At 68.9% G+C, this 17449-nt stretch carries 17 protein-coding genes; all 17 read right to left on the reverse strand.

Annotated elements, in window-relative coordinates; all coding sequences use genetic code 11:
* Positions 1-6 precede the first annotated feature (6 nt).
* The gene (rpsH, locus tag RWS82_RS14730) at positions 7-405 is read right to left on the reverse strand and encodes a 30S ribosomal protein S8 (RefSeq protein ID WP_314651650.1); all 399 of its coding nucleotides are present in this window, start codon (positions 403-405) and stop codon (positions 7-9) included.
* Between the two features lie 134 nt (positions 406-539).
* A complete protein-coding gene (gene rplE, locus RWS82_RS14735) occupies positions 540-1130 on the reverse strand; it encodes a 50S ribosomal protein L5 (protein WP_314651651.1) in 591 nt (196 codons plus the stop codon).
* Entirely contained in the window at positions 1130-1489 is a 360-nt protein-coding gene (gene rplX / locus RWS82_RS14740; protein WP_247625174.1) for a 50S ribosomal protein L24, read from the reverse strand. Before rplX ends, rplE begins: the two co-directional genes overlap by 1 nt.
* Before the next feature lie 3 nt (positions 1490-1492).
* Positions 1493-1861 carry a 50S ribosomal protein L14 gene (rplN, locus tag RWS82_RS14745; protein ID WP_314651655.1) on the reverse strand — a complete coding sequence of 123 codons (369 nt, stop codon included), beginning with the start codon at positions 1859-1861 and terminating at the stop codon, positions 1493-1495.
* Positions 1858-2175: a 30S ribosomal protein S17 gene (gene rpsQ, locus RWS82_RS14750; RefSeq protein WP_314651657.1), complete on the reverse strand. Its 318-nt coding sequence runs from the start codon at positions 2173-2175 to the stop codon at positions 1858-1860. The genes rplN and rpsQ overlap by 4 nt, the downstream gene beginning before the upstream one ends.
* Positions 2175-2492 carry a 50S ribosomal protein L29 gene (rpmC, locus tag RWS82_RS14755; protein WP_175985212.1) on the reverse strand — a complete coding sequence of 106 codons (318 nt, stop codon included), beginning with the start codon at positions 2490-2492 and terminating at the stop codon, positions 2175-2177. Before rpmC ends, rpsQ begins: the two co-directional genes overlap by 1 nt.
* The gene (gene rplP / locus RWS82_RS14760; protein ID WP_314651663.1) at positions 2492-2911 is read right to left on the reverse strand and encodes a 50S ribosomal protein L16; all 420 of its coding nucleotides are present in this window, start codon (positions 2909-2911) and stop codon (positions 2492-2494) included. The genes rpmC and rplP overlap by 1 nt, the downstream gene beginning before the upstream one ends.
* Positions 2911-3666, reverse strand: a complete 756-nt coding sequence (gene rpsC, locus RWS82_RS14765) for a 30S ribosomal protein S3 (protein ID WP_050722499.1) — start codon at positions 3664-3666, stop codon at positions 2911-2913. The genes rplP and rpsC overlap by 1 nt, the downstream gene beginning before the upstream one ends.
* Positions 3666-4064 carry a 50S ribosomal protein L22 gene (rplV, locus tag RWS82_RS14770; RefSeq protein ID WP_314651667.1) on the reverse strand — a complete coding sequence of 133 codons (399 nt, stop codon included), beginning with the start codon at positions 4062-4064 and terminating at the stop codon, positions 3666-3668. Before rplV ends, rpsC begins: the two co-directional genes overlap by 1 nt.
* The gene (gene rpsS / locus RWS82_RS14775; protein ID WP_017201589.1) at positions 4064-4345 is read right to left on the reverse strand and encodes a 30S ribosomal protein S19; all 282 of its coding nucleotides are present in this window, start codon (positions 4343-4345) and stop codon (positions 4064-4066) included. The genes rplV and rpsS overlap by 1 nt, the downstream gene beginning before the upstream one ends.
* Before the next feature lie 12 nt (positions 4346-4357).
* Positions 4358-5197: a 50S ribosomal protein L2 gene (rplB, locus tag RWS82_RS14780; protein ID WP_105670831.1), complete on the reverse strand. Its 840-nt coding sequence runs from the start codon at positions 5195-5197 to the stop codon at positions 4358-4360.
* Positions 5198-5218: 21 nt separating this feature from the next.
* Complete coding sequence (gene rplW / locus RWS82_RS14785) at positions 5219-5542, reverse strand: 50S ribosomal protein L23 (protein WP_017201591.1); 324 nt, start codon at positions 5540-5542, stop codon at positions 5219-5221.
* Entirely contained in the window at positions 5539-6201 is a 663-nt protein-coding gene (gene rplD, locus RWS82_RS14790) for a 50S ribosomal protein L4 (protein WP_314651672.1), read from the reverse strand. Before rplD ends, rplW begins: the two co-directional genes overlap by 4 nt.
* Positions 6202-6203: 2 nt before the next feature.
* Entirely contained in the window at positions 6204-6863 is a 660-nt protein-coding gene (rplC, locus tag RWS82_RS14795) for a 50S ribosomal protein L3 (RefSeq protein WP_314651675.1), read from the reverse strand.
* 8 nt (positions 6864-6871) lie between these two features.
* Positions 6872-7180, reverse strand: coding sequence for a 30S ribosomal protein S10 (gene rpsJ, locus RWS82_RS14800; protein WP_030147986.1), 309 nt, complete (start codon positions 7178-7180; stop codon positions 6872-6874).
* Between the two features lie 862 nt (positions 7181-8042).
* Entirely contained in the window at positions 8043-8255 is a 213-nt protein-coding gene (locus tag RWS82_RS14805; RefSeq protein ID WP_314651682.1) for a hypothetical protein, read from the reverse strand.
* Between the two features lie 48 nt (positions 8256-8303).
* Positions 8304-17435, reverse strand: coding sequence for an isopeptide-forming domain-containing fimbrial protein (locus RWS82_RS14810; RefSeq protein ID WP_314651685.1), 9132 nt, complete (start codon positions 17433-17435; stop codon positions 8304-8306).
* Positions 17436-17449 lie beyond the last annotated feature (14 nt).

The raw sequence follows: 17449 nt of genomic DNA on the forward strand, positions 1-17449 counted from the left end.
TTCGAATTACCACACGTAGGCGAGAACTTCTCCGCCCACGCCCTTCTGCTCGGCCTGACGGTCGGTGAGAAGACCGGAGGAGGTGGACAGGATGGCCACGCCGAGGCCGCCGAGGACGCGCGGGAGCTCGGTGGACTTCGCGTACACGCGCAGGCCGGGCTTCGACACGCGCTTGATGCCGGCGATCGACCGCTCGCGGTTGGGGCCGTACTTGAGCGTCAGCGTGAGGTTGGTTCCCACGCGGGCGTCGGACGTCTCCCAGCCGGCGATGTAGCCCTCCTGCTGGAGGATCTCGGCGATGTGCGTCTTGAGCTTGCTCGACGGCAGGGTCACGGAGTCGTGGTGCGCCGAGTTCGCGTTGCGCAGACGGGTCAGCATGTCTGCGACCGGGTCTGTCATTGTCATTGTGTTCTTCTTTCGTTCATGAGGTTCCGGCTGCCGTTACACGACAGACGGCCTGCGATGAGCACGCAATCTTCAATTGTACGCACACATAGACGGGCTCAGTGACACGAGACCACTGAGCCCGTCGAGAGGTGTTACGCCTGTGCGTCTTCCGAGCGGAACGGGAAGCCGAGGTGACGGAGCAGTGCCCGACCCTCGTCGTCCGTCTTCGCCGTGGTGACGACGGTGATGTCGAAACCACGGACCCGGTCGATGCGGTCCTGGTCGATCTCGTGGAACACGCTCTGCTCCTGGAGACCGAAGGTGTAGTTGCCGTTGCCGTCGAACTGCTTGGCCGAGAGGCCGCGGAAGTCGCGGATACGGGGCAGGGCGAGCGAGACCAGGCGGTCCAGGAACTCCCACGCGCGGTCACCGCGGAGGGTGACGTGCGCGCCGATGGCCTGGCCCTCGCGCAGCTTGAACTGCGCGATCGACTTGCGAGCCTTGGTGACGATCGGCTTCTGGCCGGTGATCTTGGTGAGGTCGTCGACCGCACCCTCGATCACCTTGCTGTCGCGAGCCGCCTCGCCGACACCCGTGTTGACGACGACCTTGACCAGTCCGGGGATCTGCATGACGTTCGCGTAACCGAACTCTTCCTGCATCGCCTTCTTGATCTCGGCGTTGTACTTCGCCTTCAGGCGGGGCTGGATCTTGCCAGCCACCGCGGCGTCGGTGCTTGCCATCAGAGGTCCTTACCTGACTTCTTCGCGAACCGCACGCGGACGGTGCGCTTGACGCCGTCCTTGGTCTGCTCCTCGACCCGGTGGCCGACCTTGGTCGGCTTCTTGGTCGAGGGGTCGACGAGTGCGACGTTCGAGATGTGGATGGGGGCCTCGACGGTCTCGAGCCCTCCGGTCTTGGTGCCACGCTGCGTCTGGCCGACGCGGGTGTGCTTCGTGACGTAGTTCACGCCCTCGACGATGATGCGGTTGCGCTCGGCAAGGATCTCGAGGACCTTGCCCTGCTTGCCGCGGTCTCCGCCGCGCTCGGGCTTGGCGCCCGTGATGACCTGAACCAGGTCACCCTTCTTGATCTTCGCCATGACTTAGATAACCTCCGGCGCCAGCGAGACGATCTTCATGAACTTCTTGTCGCGAAGCTCACGACCGACCGGTCCGAAGATACGGGTGCCGCGGGGCTCCCCGTCGTTCTTCAGGATCACGGCGGCGTTCTCGTCGAACTTGATGTACGAGCCGTCGGGACGGCGCGTGGACTTGACGGTGCGGACGATGACGGCCTTGACCACATCGCCCTTCTTGACGTTGCCGCCCGGGATCGCGTCCTTGACCGTGGCCACGATGGTGTCGCCCACACCGGCGTACCGGCGGCGCGAGCCACCGAGAACGCGGATGGTGAGCAGCTCCTTGGCACCGGTGTTGTCGGCGACCTTGAGGCGGGACTCCTGCTGAATCACTTGGCCTTCTCCAGAATCTCCACCAGACGCCAGCGCTTGGTGGCGCTCAGCGGACGGGTCTCGTTGATGAGGACGAGGTCGCCGATGCCGGCGGAGTTCGTCTCATCGTGCGCCTTGACCTTCGAGGTGCGGCGGATGACCTTGCCGTAAAGCGGGTGCTTCACGCGGTCCTCGACCTCGACCACGATGGTCTTGTCCATCTTGTCGCTCACGACGTAGCCGCGGCGCGCCTTGCGGTAGCCACGGGCGTCCGCGTCGCGGACGTCGTGTGCGGCGTGCTCAGCCTCGACGGCGGCTTCCTTCTTGGTGGCCATCACTCAGCCTTCCCTTCGGCGTCGGCCGAGGTGTCCTCGGTCTTCTTCGCCTTCGACTTGGTCGCCTTCTTGGCCGGAGCCTCGACGGGAGCGGGCGTCGCACGGATGCCCAGCTCGCGCTCGCGGATCACGGTGTAGAGGCGCGCGATGTCGCGCTTGACGGCGCGGATGCGGCCGTGGCTCTCCAGCTGGCCGGTGGCCGACTGGAAACGGAGGTTGAACAGCTCCTCCTTGGCCTTGCGCAGCTCCTCAACGAGGCGCTGGTCTTCGAACGTGTCGAGCTCTGCCGGAGCGAGCTCCTTGGTGCCGATCGCCATTACGCGTCGCCCTCCTCGCGCTTGATGATGCGTGCCTTGAGCGGCAGCTTGTGAATTGCTCGGGTCAGTGCCTCGCGAGCGAGTTCCTCGTTGACACCGGCGACCTCGAAGAGGACGCGGCCCGGCTTGATGTTGGCGACCCACCACTCGGGGGAACCCTTACCGGAACCCATGCGGGTCTCGGCGGGCTTCTTCGTGAGGGGGCGGTCCGGGTAGATGTTGATCCACACCTTGCCGCCACGCTTGATGTGACGGGTCATCGCGATACGAGCGGACTCGATCTGACGGTTCGTCACGTACGCCGGCGTGAGCGCCTGGATGCCGTACTCGCCGAAGGAGACCTTCGTGCCGCCGGTGGCCTGGCCATCACGCTTGGGGTGGTGCTGCTTGCGGTACTTGACCTTGCGGGGGATAAGCATCAGGCGGACGCTCCTTCTGCGACGGGGGCCTCGTTGCGGGGGGCCCGACGGCGGTCGCCACCGCGGTCGTCACGACGCGACTTCGGCGCGTTGGCCTGCTCGCGTGCGAGTTCCTTGTTGGTGAGGTCGCCCTTGTAGATCCAGACCTTCACGCCGATGCGGCCGAAGGTCGTCTTGGCCTCGTAGAAGCCGTAGTCGATGTTCGCGCGCAGCGTGTGCAGCGGCACACGACCCTCGCGGTAGAACTCCGACCGGCTCATCTCGGCGCCGCCGAGACGGCCCGAGACCTGGATGCGGATGCCCTTGGCGCCGGCGCGCTGAGCGCCCTGCAGACCCTTGCGCATCGCGCGACGGAACGCCACACGAGCAGACAGCTGCTCGGCGATGCCCTGCGCGACGAGCTGAGCGTCGGCCTCGGGGTTCTTGACCTCGAGGATGTTCAGCTGGATCTGCTTGCCGGTGAGCTTCTCGAGGTCGCCGCGGATGCGCTCGGCCTCGGCGCCGCGACGTCCGATCACGATGCCCGGGCGGGCCGTGTGGATGTCGACGCGGACGCGGTCACGGGTGCGCTCGATCTCGATGTTCGAGACGCCGGCGCGGTCGAGCTGCGTCTGCAGCAGACGACGGATCTTGATGTCCTCGGCCACGTAGTCGGCGTAACGCTGACCCGGCTTCGTCGAGTCCGAGAACCAGCGCGACACGTGGTCCGTGGTGATGCCGAGGCGGAAGCCGTAGGGGTTTACCTTCTGTCCCATTACTTGCTCGCCTTCTTGTTGCTGTCGCCGGCCGCGGTCGGAGCCGCCTCCGGCGTGGAGAGCACGACCGTGATGTGGCTCGTGCGCTTCTTGATCTGGAAAGCGCGACCCTGTGCACGGGGCTGGAAGCGCTTGAGCGTCGTGCCCTCGTCGACGTACGCGTTCTTCACGTACAGGTCCTGCTCGTCGAGGAACTCTCCATCGCGATCCGCCTTCACCGACGCGTTGGCCATGGCCGACGCGACGAGCTTGTAGATCGGCTCGCTGGCGCTCTGCTGCGCGAACTTCAGGATGGCGAGAGCCTCCTGAGCCTGCTTGCCCTTGATGAGCGCGACGACACGACGAGCCTTCTGCGGGGTCACGCGGATGTGCTTCACGCGTGCGATCGATTCGACCATTAGCGGCGCCGCCCCTTCTTGTCGTCCTTCTCGTGGCCGCGGAAGGTGCGGGTGGGCGCGAACTCGCCCAGCTTGTGACCGACCATGGTCTCGGACACGAACACGGGGATGTGCTTGCGTCCGTCGTGGACCGCGATCGTGTGACCCAGCATGGCCGGGATGATCATGGACCGACGGGACCAGGTCTTGATGACGTTCTTGGTGCCGGCTTCGTTCTGCACGACCACCTTGCGAAGCAGGTGCTCGTCGACGAAGGGGCCCTTCTTAAGACTGCGAGGCATCTTCTCTTACTCCTACTTGCGCTTCTTGCCGGCGTTACGACGACGCACGATGTACTTGTCGCTTTCCTTGTTGGCGTGACGGGTGCGACCCTCAGCCTGACCCCACGGGGAGACGGGGTGACGTCCACCGGACGTCTTGCCCTCACCACCACCGTGCGGGTGGTCGACCGGGTTCATCGCGACACCGCGGACGGTCGGGCGGACGCCCTTCCAGCGCATGCGGCCGGCCTTGCCCCAGTTGATGTTCGACTGCTCGGCGTTGCCCACCTCGCCGATGGTCGCGCGGCAGCGCGCATCGACGTTGCGGATCTCGCCCGAGGGCAGACGCAGCTGGGCGTAGGGGCCGTCCTTGGCGACGAGACGGACGGATGCACCGGCCGAACGCGCCATCTTCGCGCCGCCGCCGGGGCGGAGCTCGATCGCGTGGATGACGGTACCCGTCGGGATGTTCTTCAGCGGCAGGTTGTTACCCGGCTTGATGTCGGCGCCGGCGCCGGACTCGACGACGTCGCCCTGCTTCAGCTTCGCCGGCGCGAGGATGTAGCGCTTCTCGCCGTCGAAGTAGTGCAGCAGCGCGATGCGCGCGGTGCGGTTGGGGTCGTACTCGATGTGCGCGACCTTGGCGTTCACGCCGTCCTTGTCATTGCGACGGAAGTCGATGACGCGGTACTGGCGCTTGTGGCCACCACCGATGTGACGGGTCGTGATGCGGCCCTGGTTGTTGCGACCACCGGTCTTGGAGAGCGGGCGCAGCAGCGACTTCTCGGGCGTCGATCGGGTGATCTCGGCGAAGTCAGCCACCGACGAGCCGCGACGGCCCGGGGTCGTGGGCTTGTACTTGCGAATTGCCATGATTGTCCTTTATCCCCCGGATCAGCCGATTGCCGTGAAGATGTCGATGGTGCCCGACTTCAGGGTCACGATGGCGCGCTTGGTGTCCTTGCGCTTGCCGGTGCCGAAGCGGGTGCGACGGGCCTTGCCGACGCGGTTGAGCGTGTTGACGGACGCGACCTTGACGCCGAAGATCTTCTCGATGGCGAGCTTGATCTCGGTCTTCGAAGCGCGCGGGTCGACGAGGAAGGTGTACTTGCCCTCGTCGATGAGCCCGTAGCTCTTCTCGGACACGACCGGCTTCAGGATGATGTCGCGCGGGTCCTTGTTCAGGGCCGTCTGGAGAACAGATGCCTGCTCGCTCATGCGGAGACCTCCTGGTTGGCGCCGGTCTTCGAGGAGATGAACGCCTCGAGAGCGGCCTGGGTGAAGACGATGTCGTCGGAGACGAGCACGTCGTAGGCGTTGAGCTGGTCGAACGTCAGCACGTGCAGGTTCGACAGGTTGCGGATGCTCTTCAGCGTCACTTCATCGCCGCGCTCGATGACGACGAGGACGTTCTTCGACGAGACGACGTTGGTGAGGAAGTTCACCGCGGTCTTGGTCGAGGGCGTCCCGTCGATCCCGAAGGACTCGATGGCGTGGACGCGGTCGCCGCGGAAGCGGTCGCTGAGCGCACCCAGGAGGGCGGCGGCGATCATCTTCTTGGGCGTGCGCTGCGAGTAGTCGCGCGGCTTCGGGCCGTGCACGATGCCACCACCGGTCATGTGCGGTGCGCGGATCGAGCCCTGACGGGCGTTACCCGTGCCCTTCTGCTTGAAGGGCTTGCGACCGGCACCGGAGACCTCACCGCGACGCTTGGTCGAGTGGGTTCCCTGGCGAGCCGCCGCGAGCTGCGCGACGACGACCTGGTGGATCAGCGGGATGTTCGTCTTGACGTCGAAGAGCGCGGCGGGCAGCTCGATGGAGCCGGCCTTCTTGCCGTCGGCCTTGAGGACGTCGAGCGCGAGAGTCGAGTCAGCCATGATCAGGCACCCTTCACTGCGTTGCGGACGTAGACGATGCGGCCACGAGCACCGGGGACGGCGCCCTTGACGAGCATCAGACCCTTCTCGATGTCGATGGCGTGCACCGTGAGGTTGAGGACGGTCACGCGCTCGCCACCCATACGGCCGGCCATGCGCATGCCCTTGAAGACGCGGCTCGGGGTCGACGATGCGCCGATGGAGCCGGGCTTGCGGTGGTTGCGGTGCGCACCGTGCGATGCCGAGACGCCCTTGAAGTTGTGACGCTTCATGACACCGGCGAAGCCCTTGCCCTTGCTCGTGCCGACGACGTCGACGAGCTGGCCGGCCTCGAACGTGCCGTCGACCGTGAGCTCCTGGCCCAGCGAGTAGTCGGCGGCGTCCGCGGTGCGGATCTCGGTCACGTGGCGACGCGGCGTGACGCCGGCGGCCTCGAAGTGAGCCGAGAGGGGCTTGTTCACCTTGCGGGGGTCGATCTGGCCGTACGCGATCTGCACGGCGTTGTAGCCGTCCTTCTCGGGCGTGCGAACCTGCGTGACCACGTTGGGTGCGAGCTCGATGACGGTGACGGGAACGAGCTTGCCGTTCTCGTTCCACACCTGGGTCATGCCGAGCTTCGTGCCGAGCATGCCCTTGGAAATCTTTGCGTTGATGTCAACCATGTCGGACCTCAGAGCTTGATCTCGATGTTGACGTCGGCCGGGAGGTCGAGACGCATCAGCGAGTCGACGGCCTTGGGCGTCGGGTCGACGATGTCGATCAGACGCTTGTGGGTGCGCATCTCGAAGTGCTCGCGGCTGTCCTTGTACTTGTGGGGCGACCGGATGACGCACACGACGTTCTTCTCGGTCGGAAGCGGCACGGGGCCGACGACGGTCGCGCCCGCACGGGTCACGGTGTCGACGATCTTGCGTGCCGACGAGTCGATGACCTCGTGGTCGTACGACTTCAGGCGAATGCGGATTTTCTGTCCCGCCATTGTCTGCTCACTCTCTTTAAGCGTCTTACCGACCGGGGCCGGGTGACCCTGGGGCATTGGACGCACGTCGGCGCTGTTCGCGCCTCGGCACATGGCCGACCCTCGCGAGTCGATCTGCTGCACCACTGTTTTGCTGTCATTCCCCCGCCTCACGGCGGGAAGATGCCGACCTCCGCCGCGCACGGCGGAACCCTCGCCGGGAGGGGTGTCGGGGATTGTGTTGTCCTGCCCGCGGCCTAGAACCCTGCATCTCTCGAGGAGACGCCGCCTATGCACTGCCCTGGCAGTGATCCGGCGCACGCTGAGCGCACCGAAATGTCGAACCTGTCTATTCTGCCACGGGGTATTTCACTTGCGCAAACCCGGGCGTGTCGCGCTCACCGAACGGTGTCGAGCAGCGCGATCCCGGTCCCTGAGAACGGGGCGGGGCATCCCCATGCCCCACCCCGTTCGGGGAGGGCGTCCGGCACGAGGGGGAGGCACCGGACGCGAGGATGCCGGCGGGAAGGGCCGCCGGCATCCCCGATCGAGGACGCGACCGACGAGCGTCGCGCGACCGGAGACGAGGGCGCGGCGGAGAACCCGCCGCGCGTGCGGGGTGTCGCGGAACTCGATGACCGAGCGCGTCGCGTGATGATCCCCATGGTCGTTCCCCAGTGTCGACGCGGCCGAGCCGCGTGCGTCGGGAGGCCGGACCCCTCCGGTTCTCCCCGGCCGCCCTATCCCCAGTGCGGCCACGAGAAGTCTACGGGCGCTGCGGCACCGACGCGAGCATCCGCCGGTATATCGCATCGCGCGTGCCGCGGAGACGACGAAGGGCGGTGCCCCCCAGGCAAGGGGGGCACCGCCCTCATGTCATCGGCTACTGGTTGCCGATCTGCTTGTCGGCCGCGTCGCGGATCTCGTCGATCTTCTCGGCCGCTCCGGGGGCGATCTTCTTGGCGAAGTCGGCGACGCCGTCGAGCACCTTGTCGCTGATGTCCTCGGCCTGCTCGCTCTTCACCGCATCGGCGATCTTGTCCTTGTTCTGCTCCAGGAAGTCCTTGCCCTTGTTCACGGCGTCGTCGATGGCCATGCTCGTCCCCTTGCGTTCAGGATGCGCCGGAGCGGTTCCGGCGCATCCTCATTCTGCAGAGATCGCGGCCGGGGCGGAAGGGCGACGACGGCGGTATGCCGCGAAGAACCCTCCCGACAGCAGCAGGAGCAGCGCCAGCAGCACCATCCCCCACGTCATCTCGGCACCCGTCGTCGCCAGCGGATCGGCGGCCTGCACGTCGCTCGTCGACACCGCCGTCAGCACGGCGTCGTCAGTCTGCTCGGTCGGCGATTCGACCACCACGGCGTTGCTCACCGACGGGTACGCGGCCTCGCCGACGTTCACGCGCAACGTCAGCTCCACCTGCTCGCCGGCAGCCACTCCGTCGGCCAGCGTCCACGTCACGATGCGGCCGTCGACCTGCACGCCCTCGTCGGGAGACGACGCGAAGGTCAGCCCGTCGGGAAGCGCATCCGTAACCGTCACGGGGCCGGGGTCGGCCGTGGGCCCGTCGTTGCGCACGACGATCCGGTACTCCCCCGCCGTGCCCACCTTGAGCTGCCCCGCCGCCGTCTTGGTGACGACCAGCGCCGCCATCGGCGGCACCACGACGGCATCCTCGACGGAGTTGTCCGCCGGGGTGCGATCGGGCGTCGCGTCGGTGATCTCGGCCGCCGTCACCGACGCCGTGTTCACGACCTGCGGGTAGGCGGCGACCTCGACACGGGTGCGCAGCGTCAGCTCGGATGCGGTCGCAGCCGGAGCGACGGTGAGGGCGTACCGCGCCGTCACCCGGGTACCGGCGGCCGGATCGTCGGCATCGACCGGGGTGATCGACTCGACGGTCCAGTCGTCGCCGACCTCGTCGCCCACCTCGGTGAGCACCGTGAGCCCCGCCGGCACGACGTCGGTCACGACGATGTCGGAGGCCTCGGACGGCCCGGCGTTGGCGACCTGCAGCGAGAACGGCAGCGCATCGCCGATGCGGACCGCCGATGCGTCGTGCACCTTCGTGATCGACAGGTCGACCGCGCGCGTCACCGTGAGGTCGGCGCGGCCGGAGTCGTTCGTCGGGTTCGGGTCCGGCGTGCCGGACGTGGCGGTGGCCACGTTGGTCAGCACGGTCCCCGTCGCGATGGACTTGTCGACCGTCACCTCGAACTCGATCGACGGCGCCGTCGCCCCGTTCGCGAGGCCCGCGCTCGGCGGCAGCTGCACGAACGTCACGACCTGCGGGTCGGCGTCGTCGGCCACCACGGCCCAGACGTCGGCCGCGTCTCCGAGCATCCGCTCGAAGCGCATGCCCGCGGGCAGCGCGTCGACCACGGTCAGAGGTCCGACCGCATCGCTCGGGCCCACGTTGTCGACCGAGATGCGGTAGCGGGCGGTCTCGCCCGCCACGGCGACGTCGGTCGTCTCGCCACGCTCGTCGAACGCGGTCTTGGTCACCTGCAGGTCGGCGCGGGTGGTGACCTCGATCGCCGCGGCGTCGCTGTCTTCATGCGGCGACGTGCTGCGACTGTCGGTCCAGGTCAGGTCGGCGGTGTTGACGAGCTCCTCTCCCGTCGGCACGCTCGAGGCGACGCGAGCCACGACGGTGATCGTGCTCTCCCCCACGGGGTGCCCGACGCGCTCGCAGTCGAGGTCGACGGGGTCGCAATCCCACCCGGCACCGCTGATCGACACGGCGGTGAGGCCGGCCGGCAGCAGATCCGAGACGAACGCATCGGCGACCGAGGGGCCATCGTTGTCGACCGTGATCGTGTAGGTCACATCGGTTCCGGCGATCCAGGGGCCGTCGGCGACGGTCTTCACGATCGACATCTCGGCGAGCGTCACGATGTCGACCGACGCCTCGGCGTGGTTGTTCGACGGGTCGGAGTCCTCCGGAGCGGTGACGTCGGCGACGTTCACGAGACGCTGCTCGCGCACGTCGGGCGCGACGGCGGCCGTCACCACGACGACCACGGTCTGTCCGACCGCGAGCGTGCCCGTGCCGGTCACCGCCTCCCAGGCGAGGGAACGCCCGTCGGCGCTCACGACCGGCGTGGCCGCACCCGCGCCGGAACCCGGGACGTCGATCGTCGACGAGACGTACGTCATCCCCGCCGGCAGGCGGTCGGTGATCGAGATGGGCGCACTCGAGCTGCTCGGGCCGTCGTTCGTGACGGTGAGGGCGAAGCGCGTCTGGGTGCCTGCGGTGACCTCGGGGATCGTGCCCGCGGGAACAGGTGCGCTGTCGGCGTCGAGCGCCTGCTTGACGATCGACAGGTCGGCAACCCGGTCGGATGCCGTCGTGGCGATGTCGCGCGGGGCGTTCGTGGCGTTCGTGGCCGAGGCCACGACGGTGTTCTCGACCACCGCGCCCGGCGCGAGCGTCGAGTCCACCGTGTAGACCACGACGAACGAACGGGTGTCGTCGCCGGTCGCGGTCTGGATCGTGCCGCCCAGCGCGAACGTGTCGTGAGCGCCCGGGCCCGCCGTGCGGGTCCACGTGCCCTTCTCGTGCACGACCGAGTCGTAGGAGAGCATGCTCGGCACCTCATCGACCACCCGCACACCGCGCGCGTCGGCGGGGCCGTTGTTGGTGACGACGACCCGGTAGGCGATCGTCTCGCCCGCGACGAGCTCGGGAAGGGCCGCGCCGTACTGCGCGGCATCCTTCCAGACGCCGCCGTCGTTCATGACGCGGGTCTTGGTGACGGCCAGCGTGGTGGCATCACCGGGCGTGACGGTCACCGTCGACGTGTTGTTCGCCGGCGTCGGGTCGCTCGTCGCTCCCGCGGTCACCGTCGCCGTGTTGGCGACCGCTCCCCCGGCCCACGACGGTGCGACCAGCCCGGTCAGAGAGAGACTCTGCGCAGGGCCGACGGGCAGCGTTGCACCCGTGTAGGTCCAGGTGATGGTGTCGCCGGCGGTGGCCGGCCAGCCGTCGGAGGCTGTCGCCGTCCACGAGGTGAGGTCCGCGGACGGGTCCTGCACGGCGGTGATGCCGGCCGGGATCGTGTCGGTCACGGTGATGCGCGCGCCGCTCGTCGACGCTGCCGACGACGGGCCGTTGTTGCGCACCGCGATGTTCCACGTGATGGGGCGACCGGCGGTCACCTCTGCCGTGTTCACGGTCTTCTGCACCGAGAGGTCGGCCGAGGTCGCGATCGCACGCGAGGCGACCGAACGGTTGTCCTTCGTGATGTCGGCCGGAGCCTCGTAGGTGCGGCTCGTCGCGGCGGCGGTGTTCTCCGCCGTACCGGTCGCGGTCGCGGCGACCGCGACGTTCGCGGTCAGCTCGATGCGGTCGGACCCGTTCGCGGCGAGCGTGCGCCCCGCGTCGCCGACGACGAACGGGTCGCCTGCGGTGCCCGTGCCGCTGAGGGTCAGTGCCGTCCCCGAGGTGTCGCTCGTGGAGGCGAAGTACCGGGCGGTGAACGCCCCGGTCGTCACCCCGGCGGGGAGCTCCGAGGTGTCGGTCACCGTGAACGGTCCGTTCGCGGCATCCGGTCCCTGGTTCGTGACGCTGATGCGCCACTGGGGCTGCGTGTAGCCGGAGCGCACGGTCTCACCGGCGATCCAGGTGCCCGTCGTGTCGCCGCCGATCGCCGCCTTGACGACCTTCAGGTCGGCACGGGCGATCTGCGCGTTCGCCTGCGCGTTCGCGCCGGCGTAGCCCGAGACCGCGGCGTTCCGCTGCGCGCCGGTCGAGTCGGTCACCGATCCGCTGAGGGTGTTGACGTGGTTCGTCGACAGCCCGGATCCGTTGGTGGTGACAGCATCCGCCAGCGGCTTGGCCGAGAACACGACCTTCAGGGTGCGCTGGGCGGCGGTCGTGCTGCCCACCGTGCCCGGCAGCAGGACGCTGCCGGACGTGCCGAGCGTCCAGGTCAGCACCTGGCGGCCGTTCTGCGTCGTGATCGTCGGTGCGGCGAGGTCGACGGCCGCGGCGCCGCTCACGCTGAGGCGCGGGGTGACGGAGGTGTCGTACTCCCAGTTCGAGGGCAGGGTGTCGACGAGCGTGACGGTCTGCGCGACTCCGGCGCCGCCGTTGCTCGCCTGGAGGGTCCACGAGAACGCCTCCCCCAGGAAGGCCCGCGTGCCGTCGGTCGCGCTCTTCGCGAACGTGACCTGCGGGAAGCGCGGCGTGACGGATGCCGTGGAGACCGTGTTCGTGTTCGACACGGCCGCACCACCGGGCACCGTGCCCGTGCCGGGTCGGTAGACCCATCCGCCGGTCGCGGCGGACGCGTACTGCGTCACGGTCGCGGTGTTGGCGAGAGCAGTCGCGCGCAGTTCGGACGACGAGACGAACGTGCCGCGGTAGGTCAGATCGGTGGTGTTCGACGGGGTCAGGTTGCTGAGCGGCCCGGCAAGCACCCAGCGCACCGTGCCACCGCGACCCTCGCGGATCGCCGTCTCGTCGGAGAACATCGCGCCGGCGAACGCCGCCTGCGTGGTGTCGACTCGCAGGCCCGCGGGCACGGTGTCGGTGACGGTGATGCCGTACGCAGGAGTGTTGCCCGCGTTCGTCAGCCGCACGCGGAAGGTGAACGACTGGTCGGGGTCACCCGCGGCGGTCGCCGCGTACGTGGCATCGGCCGCACTCGTGGCCTTCACCAGCTTGGCGACGGTCACGCGGGGGTTGAGCAGGGTCACCGATGCGGTGGTCTGCGCGGTGCGGCGGTCGGCGGTCGCGGTGGATCCGTCGATCTTGCTCCAGGTGAAGGCCGCGGTGTTCGACGGAGCGGCGGCCACCGCATCCGGCGCGAGGCGTGCCTGGTAGGTGACGGTGATCGTGCGCGCCGTGCTCCAGGCGAGCACGTCGTCGGGGCCGATCGTCCACGAGAGGGTGCGGCCGTTGAGCTGCGGGGCTCCGATCGCGGGAGCGTCGGGCGCCCCGCGCCAGTCGACGACCTCGGTGTGCGTGCCGCCGGGCAGGAAGTCCACGCCGGCGGGCAGCGTGTCGGTGAGCGTGGCGTCGTAGAAGTTCGTCGCGGAGGGCAGCGTCGTCGTCACGGTGTAGGTGACCACGTCGCCGACCGGGGCCGACGCGCTCGACGGAGTCTTGGTGATCGTCGCGTCGGGCATCGTCACGGTCCGGTTGGCGGCCGCCGTAACGGTGCCGCGCCGGGCGGAGGTGTCGTCGCCGCCGAGCGATGCCGGCAGGGTGTGCCCGGTGAGCTCGGCGCGGTTCGTGAACGTCGAGCCACCGCCGGCCTGCGCCTGGACGGTGCCGGTGTAGGTCAGCGTGGGGGCGCCGGTGGGGCCGGTGCCCGAGATCTCGGGGATGCTCCACTCGATGAGCTTGCCGGTGCCGGTGTCGGGCTGGATCGCTCCAGACGTCGCGATGGTGCAGGTGCGGTCGAGCACGCGGACCGTGCCGACGCTCGCGGTGAGCTTGCTCGGCGTGATCTCGCCGGGCACGCAGTCGAGCACGACGTTGTCGTACAGCGAGACCCGGTTCGCGCCGTTCTGGGCGACGATCGTGTAGTCGACGGTGCCCGCTGCGGAGACCGTCGCCGACGACGCGGTCTTCGTGACTCGGGGCGCCGGCTCGGCGAACGCCACCGACGCCGAGGCGGTGCGGGTGAGGCGGCTGCCGGCGACGCCGTTCGGGTCGCCGAACGTCACGGTCGCGGTGTTGGTCAACGAGGCTCCGTCGGCGATCTGCGTCGCCGTCGGATTCGCCGCGTCGCGGTCCTTCACCCAGACGGTCACCCGCACGCGGAAGGTCTGCGCGTCGGCGGTGTCGTTGGTGTAGGTCGACGGGAAGGTCAGCACGCCGTGCGTGCTCCCCTGCGTCTCGGCGGTGCGGAACCCGTCCGCCTCGTCGCGCACCTCGATGGGCGCGTCGTCCGGCCCGAAGAACTCAGCGCTGCCGTCGACGTACTCGTACGCGACGTCGCCCGAGCCGAGGGAAAGTCGGCCGCCGTCCGACAGCACGGCATTCGTGATCGTCGTGCGGGCCGGGATGGTCAGGGAGTACTCGAAGGTCGCGTGTTCGCCCTGCACGATCTGGGATGCTCCGTTGCGGCTTCCGGTGAGGGCGTTCTCGCCGAACGGGGTCCCCGTCGTCGGGCCGACCTCGGTGGAGATGAGCTTCTTGCGCACGTCGACATCGGGCAGGTGCACCTCGGCGGCGTCGACCGTGTCCACGTCGGACACGCGCACCTCGCCGTCCTGCGGCGTGCGGGTGGTCAGCTGCTGGCCGCCGCCATCGCGCTGCGGCACGATCGTGGTCGTGCGCGTCGCCGAGTTCTCGATGCCGTAGCTGACGATCCCGGCGGTGTTGACGTACTGCTGGTTCACCTGCGCGGCGGCACCGCCGCCGGCGACGCCGGTCGGCACGACGAGCGTGTAGCCGAGCGAGAGGCCCCGCACCACACCGGTGCCGGCCGCATCCGGGGTCGACCCCGAGACGGTCGCGCTCACGTTCCAGACGATGATCGAGCGGTTCTCGAGCCCGACCTGGGGACGGATGCCGAGCGGCATCTCACCCGGGTCGTAGGCGACGGCATCCGACTGGCCGGCGGTCAGCGGGGTGCTCTGCGCACCGTCGACGAGCTCGGCGGTGAACCCGCGCACGTCCTCCTTCGTGACACCGGCGGGGAGCACGTCCCACACCAGGTAGTCGGTGGTCGGGTTCTGCGGGGTCCGGACGTCGAGGCGGTACTCGACCTTGTCGGTCTGGACGACCTGACGCGAGTCCACCCGGTCGCCGAAGGTCCCGCCGATGACGTCGCCGTTCACCGCACGGATGCCCTTGGTCAGCGTCGAACCCCAGTCGAGGTCGATGCCGGCATCGGCGCGTCCGAACTCGATCGCGCGGTCGACGTTCACCTGCAGGTACTTGGCCTGGTTCTTGGGGTTGTCGACCTCGTCCGGCGACGCGGACTGGCCGACGACCTCGCCTGCGATGTACGCGGTGACGGTGCTGCCGGCCGGCATGAAGCGGTCGCCGCTCGCGCTGCGGTTGTGCGACCCGAGCGTCCAGGTCAGGGAGTTCGCGGTGGTCTGCGGGCTCGGCACGAAGGCCTCGGGGAAGCCTTCGATGCCCCGGGCGACCGGGGCCGACGGCGCGGGCGACCCGGGGATGCCGTTCCAGGTGTAGAGCACGTCGCGGAAGGCGATGCCCTCGGGCAGGTAGTCGGTCAGCTCGACATTGCGCGAGTCGATGCCGCGGGCGAGCTGCAACTCGACGCGGTACCAGACGGTGTCGCCGGGCGAGAACGGGCGTGTGGCCTGCGAGGTCCATGCCGACCGGGCGGTGGTGAGCTCCTCGCCGCGCTCGAGCACGGTCTTCGTCAGCGTGCTGTGTCCTGAAGCGATCGTCGCGGAGGAGTCGTCCCAGGTGAAGAACGCACCACCCACACGGTCCGACAGCACGGGGTCGTTCGCGATCGCGGCGATCGGCTGGGTGCGCGCGGTCACCTCGACGTGGTTGACGAAGCTGTCGCCGGCACTCGTGCCGCCGTTGCCGCCGGTGTAGTTGGAGCGCTGCATCGCCGTGTACTTCGCCGTGAGGGTGCCGTTCGCGGGGATGTCGTCGACGCCGAACACGATCCTGAACGTGCCCGCCTCGGGCGCGTAGTCGATCGAGACGAGGGACAGATCGTCGGAGAGCTCGGCGCCCGCCCCGGCCGACGGGTACGTGCAGGCGTCTCCGGGCACGGCGCCGTTCCAGGCGTCGGAGCTCACCGTCTCGCCGGCGATCATCAGCCGCACGCCGTCCGCCGCGACGGGGAACGCCGGGCAGAGGCCGTTGGGGATGACGTCGGTGAGCACGATGTCGCTCGCGTCGACGTACTCGCTGACGTCCACCTGCACGGAGTACACGGCCAGGACGCCCGTGTCGAAGGTGTCGCCACTGTCGACGCTCTTCAGCACCCGCACGTCGACGGCGTCGACGATCTCGGAATCATGATCGGCGACGGCACGCAGAGCCGGATCGTCGTTCAGCACCGGGCCCTGGTAGGTACCGGCGGCGTGCGCGACGTTGCGCTGGCTCTGGGCGCCCGCGGGCACGACGGTCGAACCGTGGCGCGTCGAAGGCCCGGTGTTGTTGCTGAGGTTCGCCGCCTGCTCGCCGCTCTGCGGGCTCGGCGCGGTGCCGTCGGCCCAGAGCGCGTTCTCGAACAGCGGCACCGCGGCGCGGTAGCGGATCTCCCGCTCGGCTCCGGCCGGGAGGTCGCCGATCGTCCAGGTCACCTTGGTGTACACACCGGCACCGGGGAGGTCGAGCGTGCGGGCCTCGCCGTCCGACACCTGCACGGTCTCGACGACCTCGCCGGACGTCGCGCCGGCATCGAGGGCCGCGGCGGTCGGGTACTCGCGAGCGGCGGAGTTGTCGTCGCCGCGACCCGCCCCGAGATACTCGAGACCGGCGGGCAGGTAGTCGGTGACGACGACGGCGTTCGTGGCGGCGCGGTCGGTGTTCGTCACGCGCAGCGTGTACTCGGTGGGGTGGTCGTGGGCACCGCGCAGCAGCTCGGCTTCGGCGCTCGGCTCGGTCTTCACGATGCGCAGGGCACCGATCTTCACCTCGGCGCTCGCGCTGCCCGCGGCAGACGTGTGGTCACCCGTGCGCGACACGCTCGCCGAGCCGTCGAAGGTCGGGATGCGCGTGGGGTCGTTGCTCGTGAACGCGCGGATGGCGAACGGCACGGTCGCGCCGACCGGCGAGACCGCTTCGTCGACGGTGAGGCGGATGCGAGCCGACACCGTGCCGCCCTGCGGGAGATCGTTCACATTCGACCACACGAACACCTGCTGCCCGTCGGGCACGGCGCACAGGAAGGGCGTCTTCGAGTCGACGGGGGCGGCGACGAGTCCGATCGCTGCGCAGTCGGCCGGCGCGCTCTGCGCGGTCCGGGTGGCGTTCGGCAGGATGCTGCCCGCCGGGTAGACCTTGGCTGCACCGAAGGCCCCGGAGTCGGCGAGCTGCACGCTGGCGGGCGCGACCGCCATGAGGCTGAGGTTGAACTGCTTGCCCCCCGCGCCGTTCGCCGGGTTCGAGACCGCGACGTCGAAGTCCACGGGATCGCCCGCGAGGATGAAGTCCTTCTTCCCTCCGGACGAATCGACGGCGTTCATCGTCACCGTCGGCGTCCACTCCTGGGCCGCGGCCATCTGAGCGGTCGCACCGACCACCAGAGCCCCGGCGATCAGGGAGAGGACGGCGGTGACGGCCGTCAGGCTCCGGGCGCGCGTGAAAGTCTTCCGACGCATGGTCGAACGCATGG

The sequence above is a fragment of the uncultured Microbacterium sp. genome (assembly GCF_963528945.1).
Taxonomy (GTDB): domain Bacteria; phylum Actinomycetota; class Actinomycetes; order Actinomycetales; family Microbacteriaceae; genus Microbacterium.

Bases quoted from the DNA above. Each gene is read 5' to 3' on its own strand.
- rpsH (WP_314651650.1), bottom strand. From the start codon at position 405: ATGACAATGACAGACCCGGTCGCAGACATGCTGACCCGTCTGCGCAAC.
- rplE (WP_314651651.1), bottom strand. From the start codon at position 1,130: ATGGCAAGCACCGACGCCGCGGTGGCTGGCAAGATCCAGCCCCGCCTG.
- rplX (WP_247625174.1), bottom strand. From the start codon at position 1,489: ATGGCGAAGATCAAGAAGGGTGACCTGGTTCAGGTCATCACGGGCGCC.
- rpsQ (WP_314651657.1), bottom strand. From the start codon at position 2,175: ATGGCCACCAAGAAGGAAGCCGCCGTCGAGGCTGAGCACGCCGCACAC.
- rpmC (WP_175985212.1), bottom strand. From the start codon at position 2,492: ATGGCGATCGGCACCAAGGAGCTCGCTCCGGCAGAGCTCGACACGTTC.
- rplP (WP_314651663.1), bottom strand. From the start codon at position 2,911: ATGCTTATCCCCCGCAAGGTCAAGTACCGCAAGCAGCACCACCCCAAG.
- rpsC (WP_050722499.1), bottom strand. From the start codon at position 3,666: ATGGGACAGAAGGTAAACCCCTACGGCTTCCGCCTCGGCATCACCACG.
- rplV (WP_314651667.1), bottom strand. From the start codon at position 4,064: ATGGTCGAATCGATCGCACGCGTGAAGCACATCCGCGTGACCCCGCAG.
- rpsS (WP_017201589.1), bottom strand. From the start codon at position 4,345: ATGCCTCGCAGTCTTAAGAAGGGCCCCTTCGTCGACGAGCACCTGCTT.
- rplB (WP_105670831.1), bottom strand. From the start codon at position 5,197: ATGGCAATTCGCAAGTACAAGCCCACGACCCCGGGCCGTCGCGGCTCG.
- rplW (WP_017201591.1), bottom strand. From the start codon at position 5,542: ATGAGCGAGCAGGCATCTGTTCTCCAGACGGCCCTGAACAAGGACCCG.
- rplD (WP_314651672.1), bottom strand. From the start codon at position 6,201: ATGGCTGACTCGACTCTCGCGCTCGACGTCCTCAAGGCCGACGGCAAG.
- rplC (WP_314651675.1), bottom strand. From the start codon at position 6,863: ATGGTTGACATCAACGCAAAGATTTCCAAGGGCATGCTCGGCACGAAG.
- rpsJ (WP_030147986.1), bottom strand. From the start codon at position 7,180: ATGGCGGGACAGAAAATCCGCATTCGCCTGAAGTCGTACGACCACGAG.
- RWS82_RS14805 (WP_314651682.1), bottom strand. From the start codon at position 8,255: ATGGCCATCGACGACGCCGTGAACAAGGGCAAGGACTTCCTGGAGCAG.
- RWS82_RS14810 (WP_314651685.1), bottom strand. From the start codon at position 17,435: ATGCGTCGGAAGACTTTCACGCGCGCCCGGAGCCTGACGGCCGTCACC.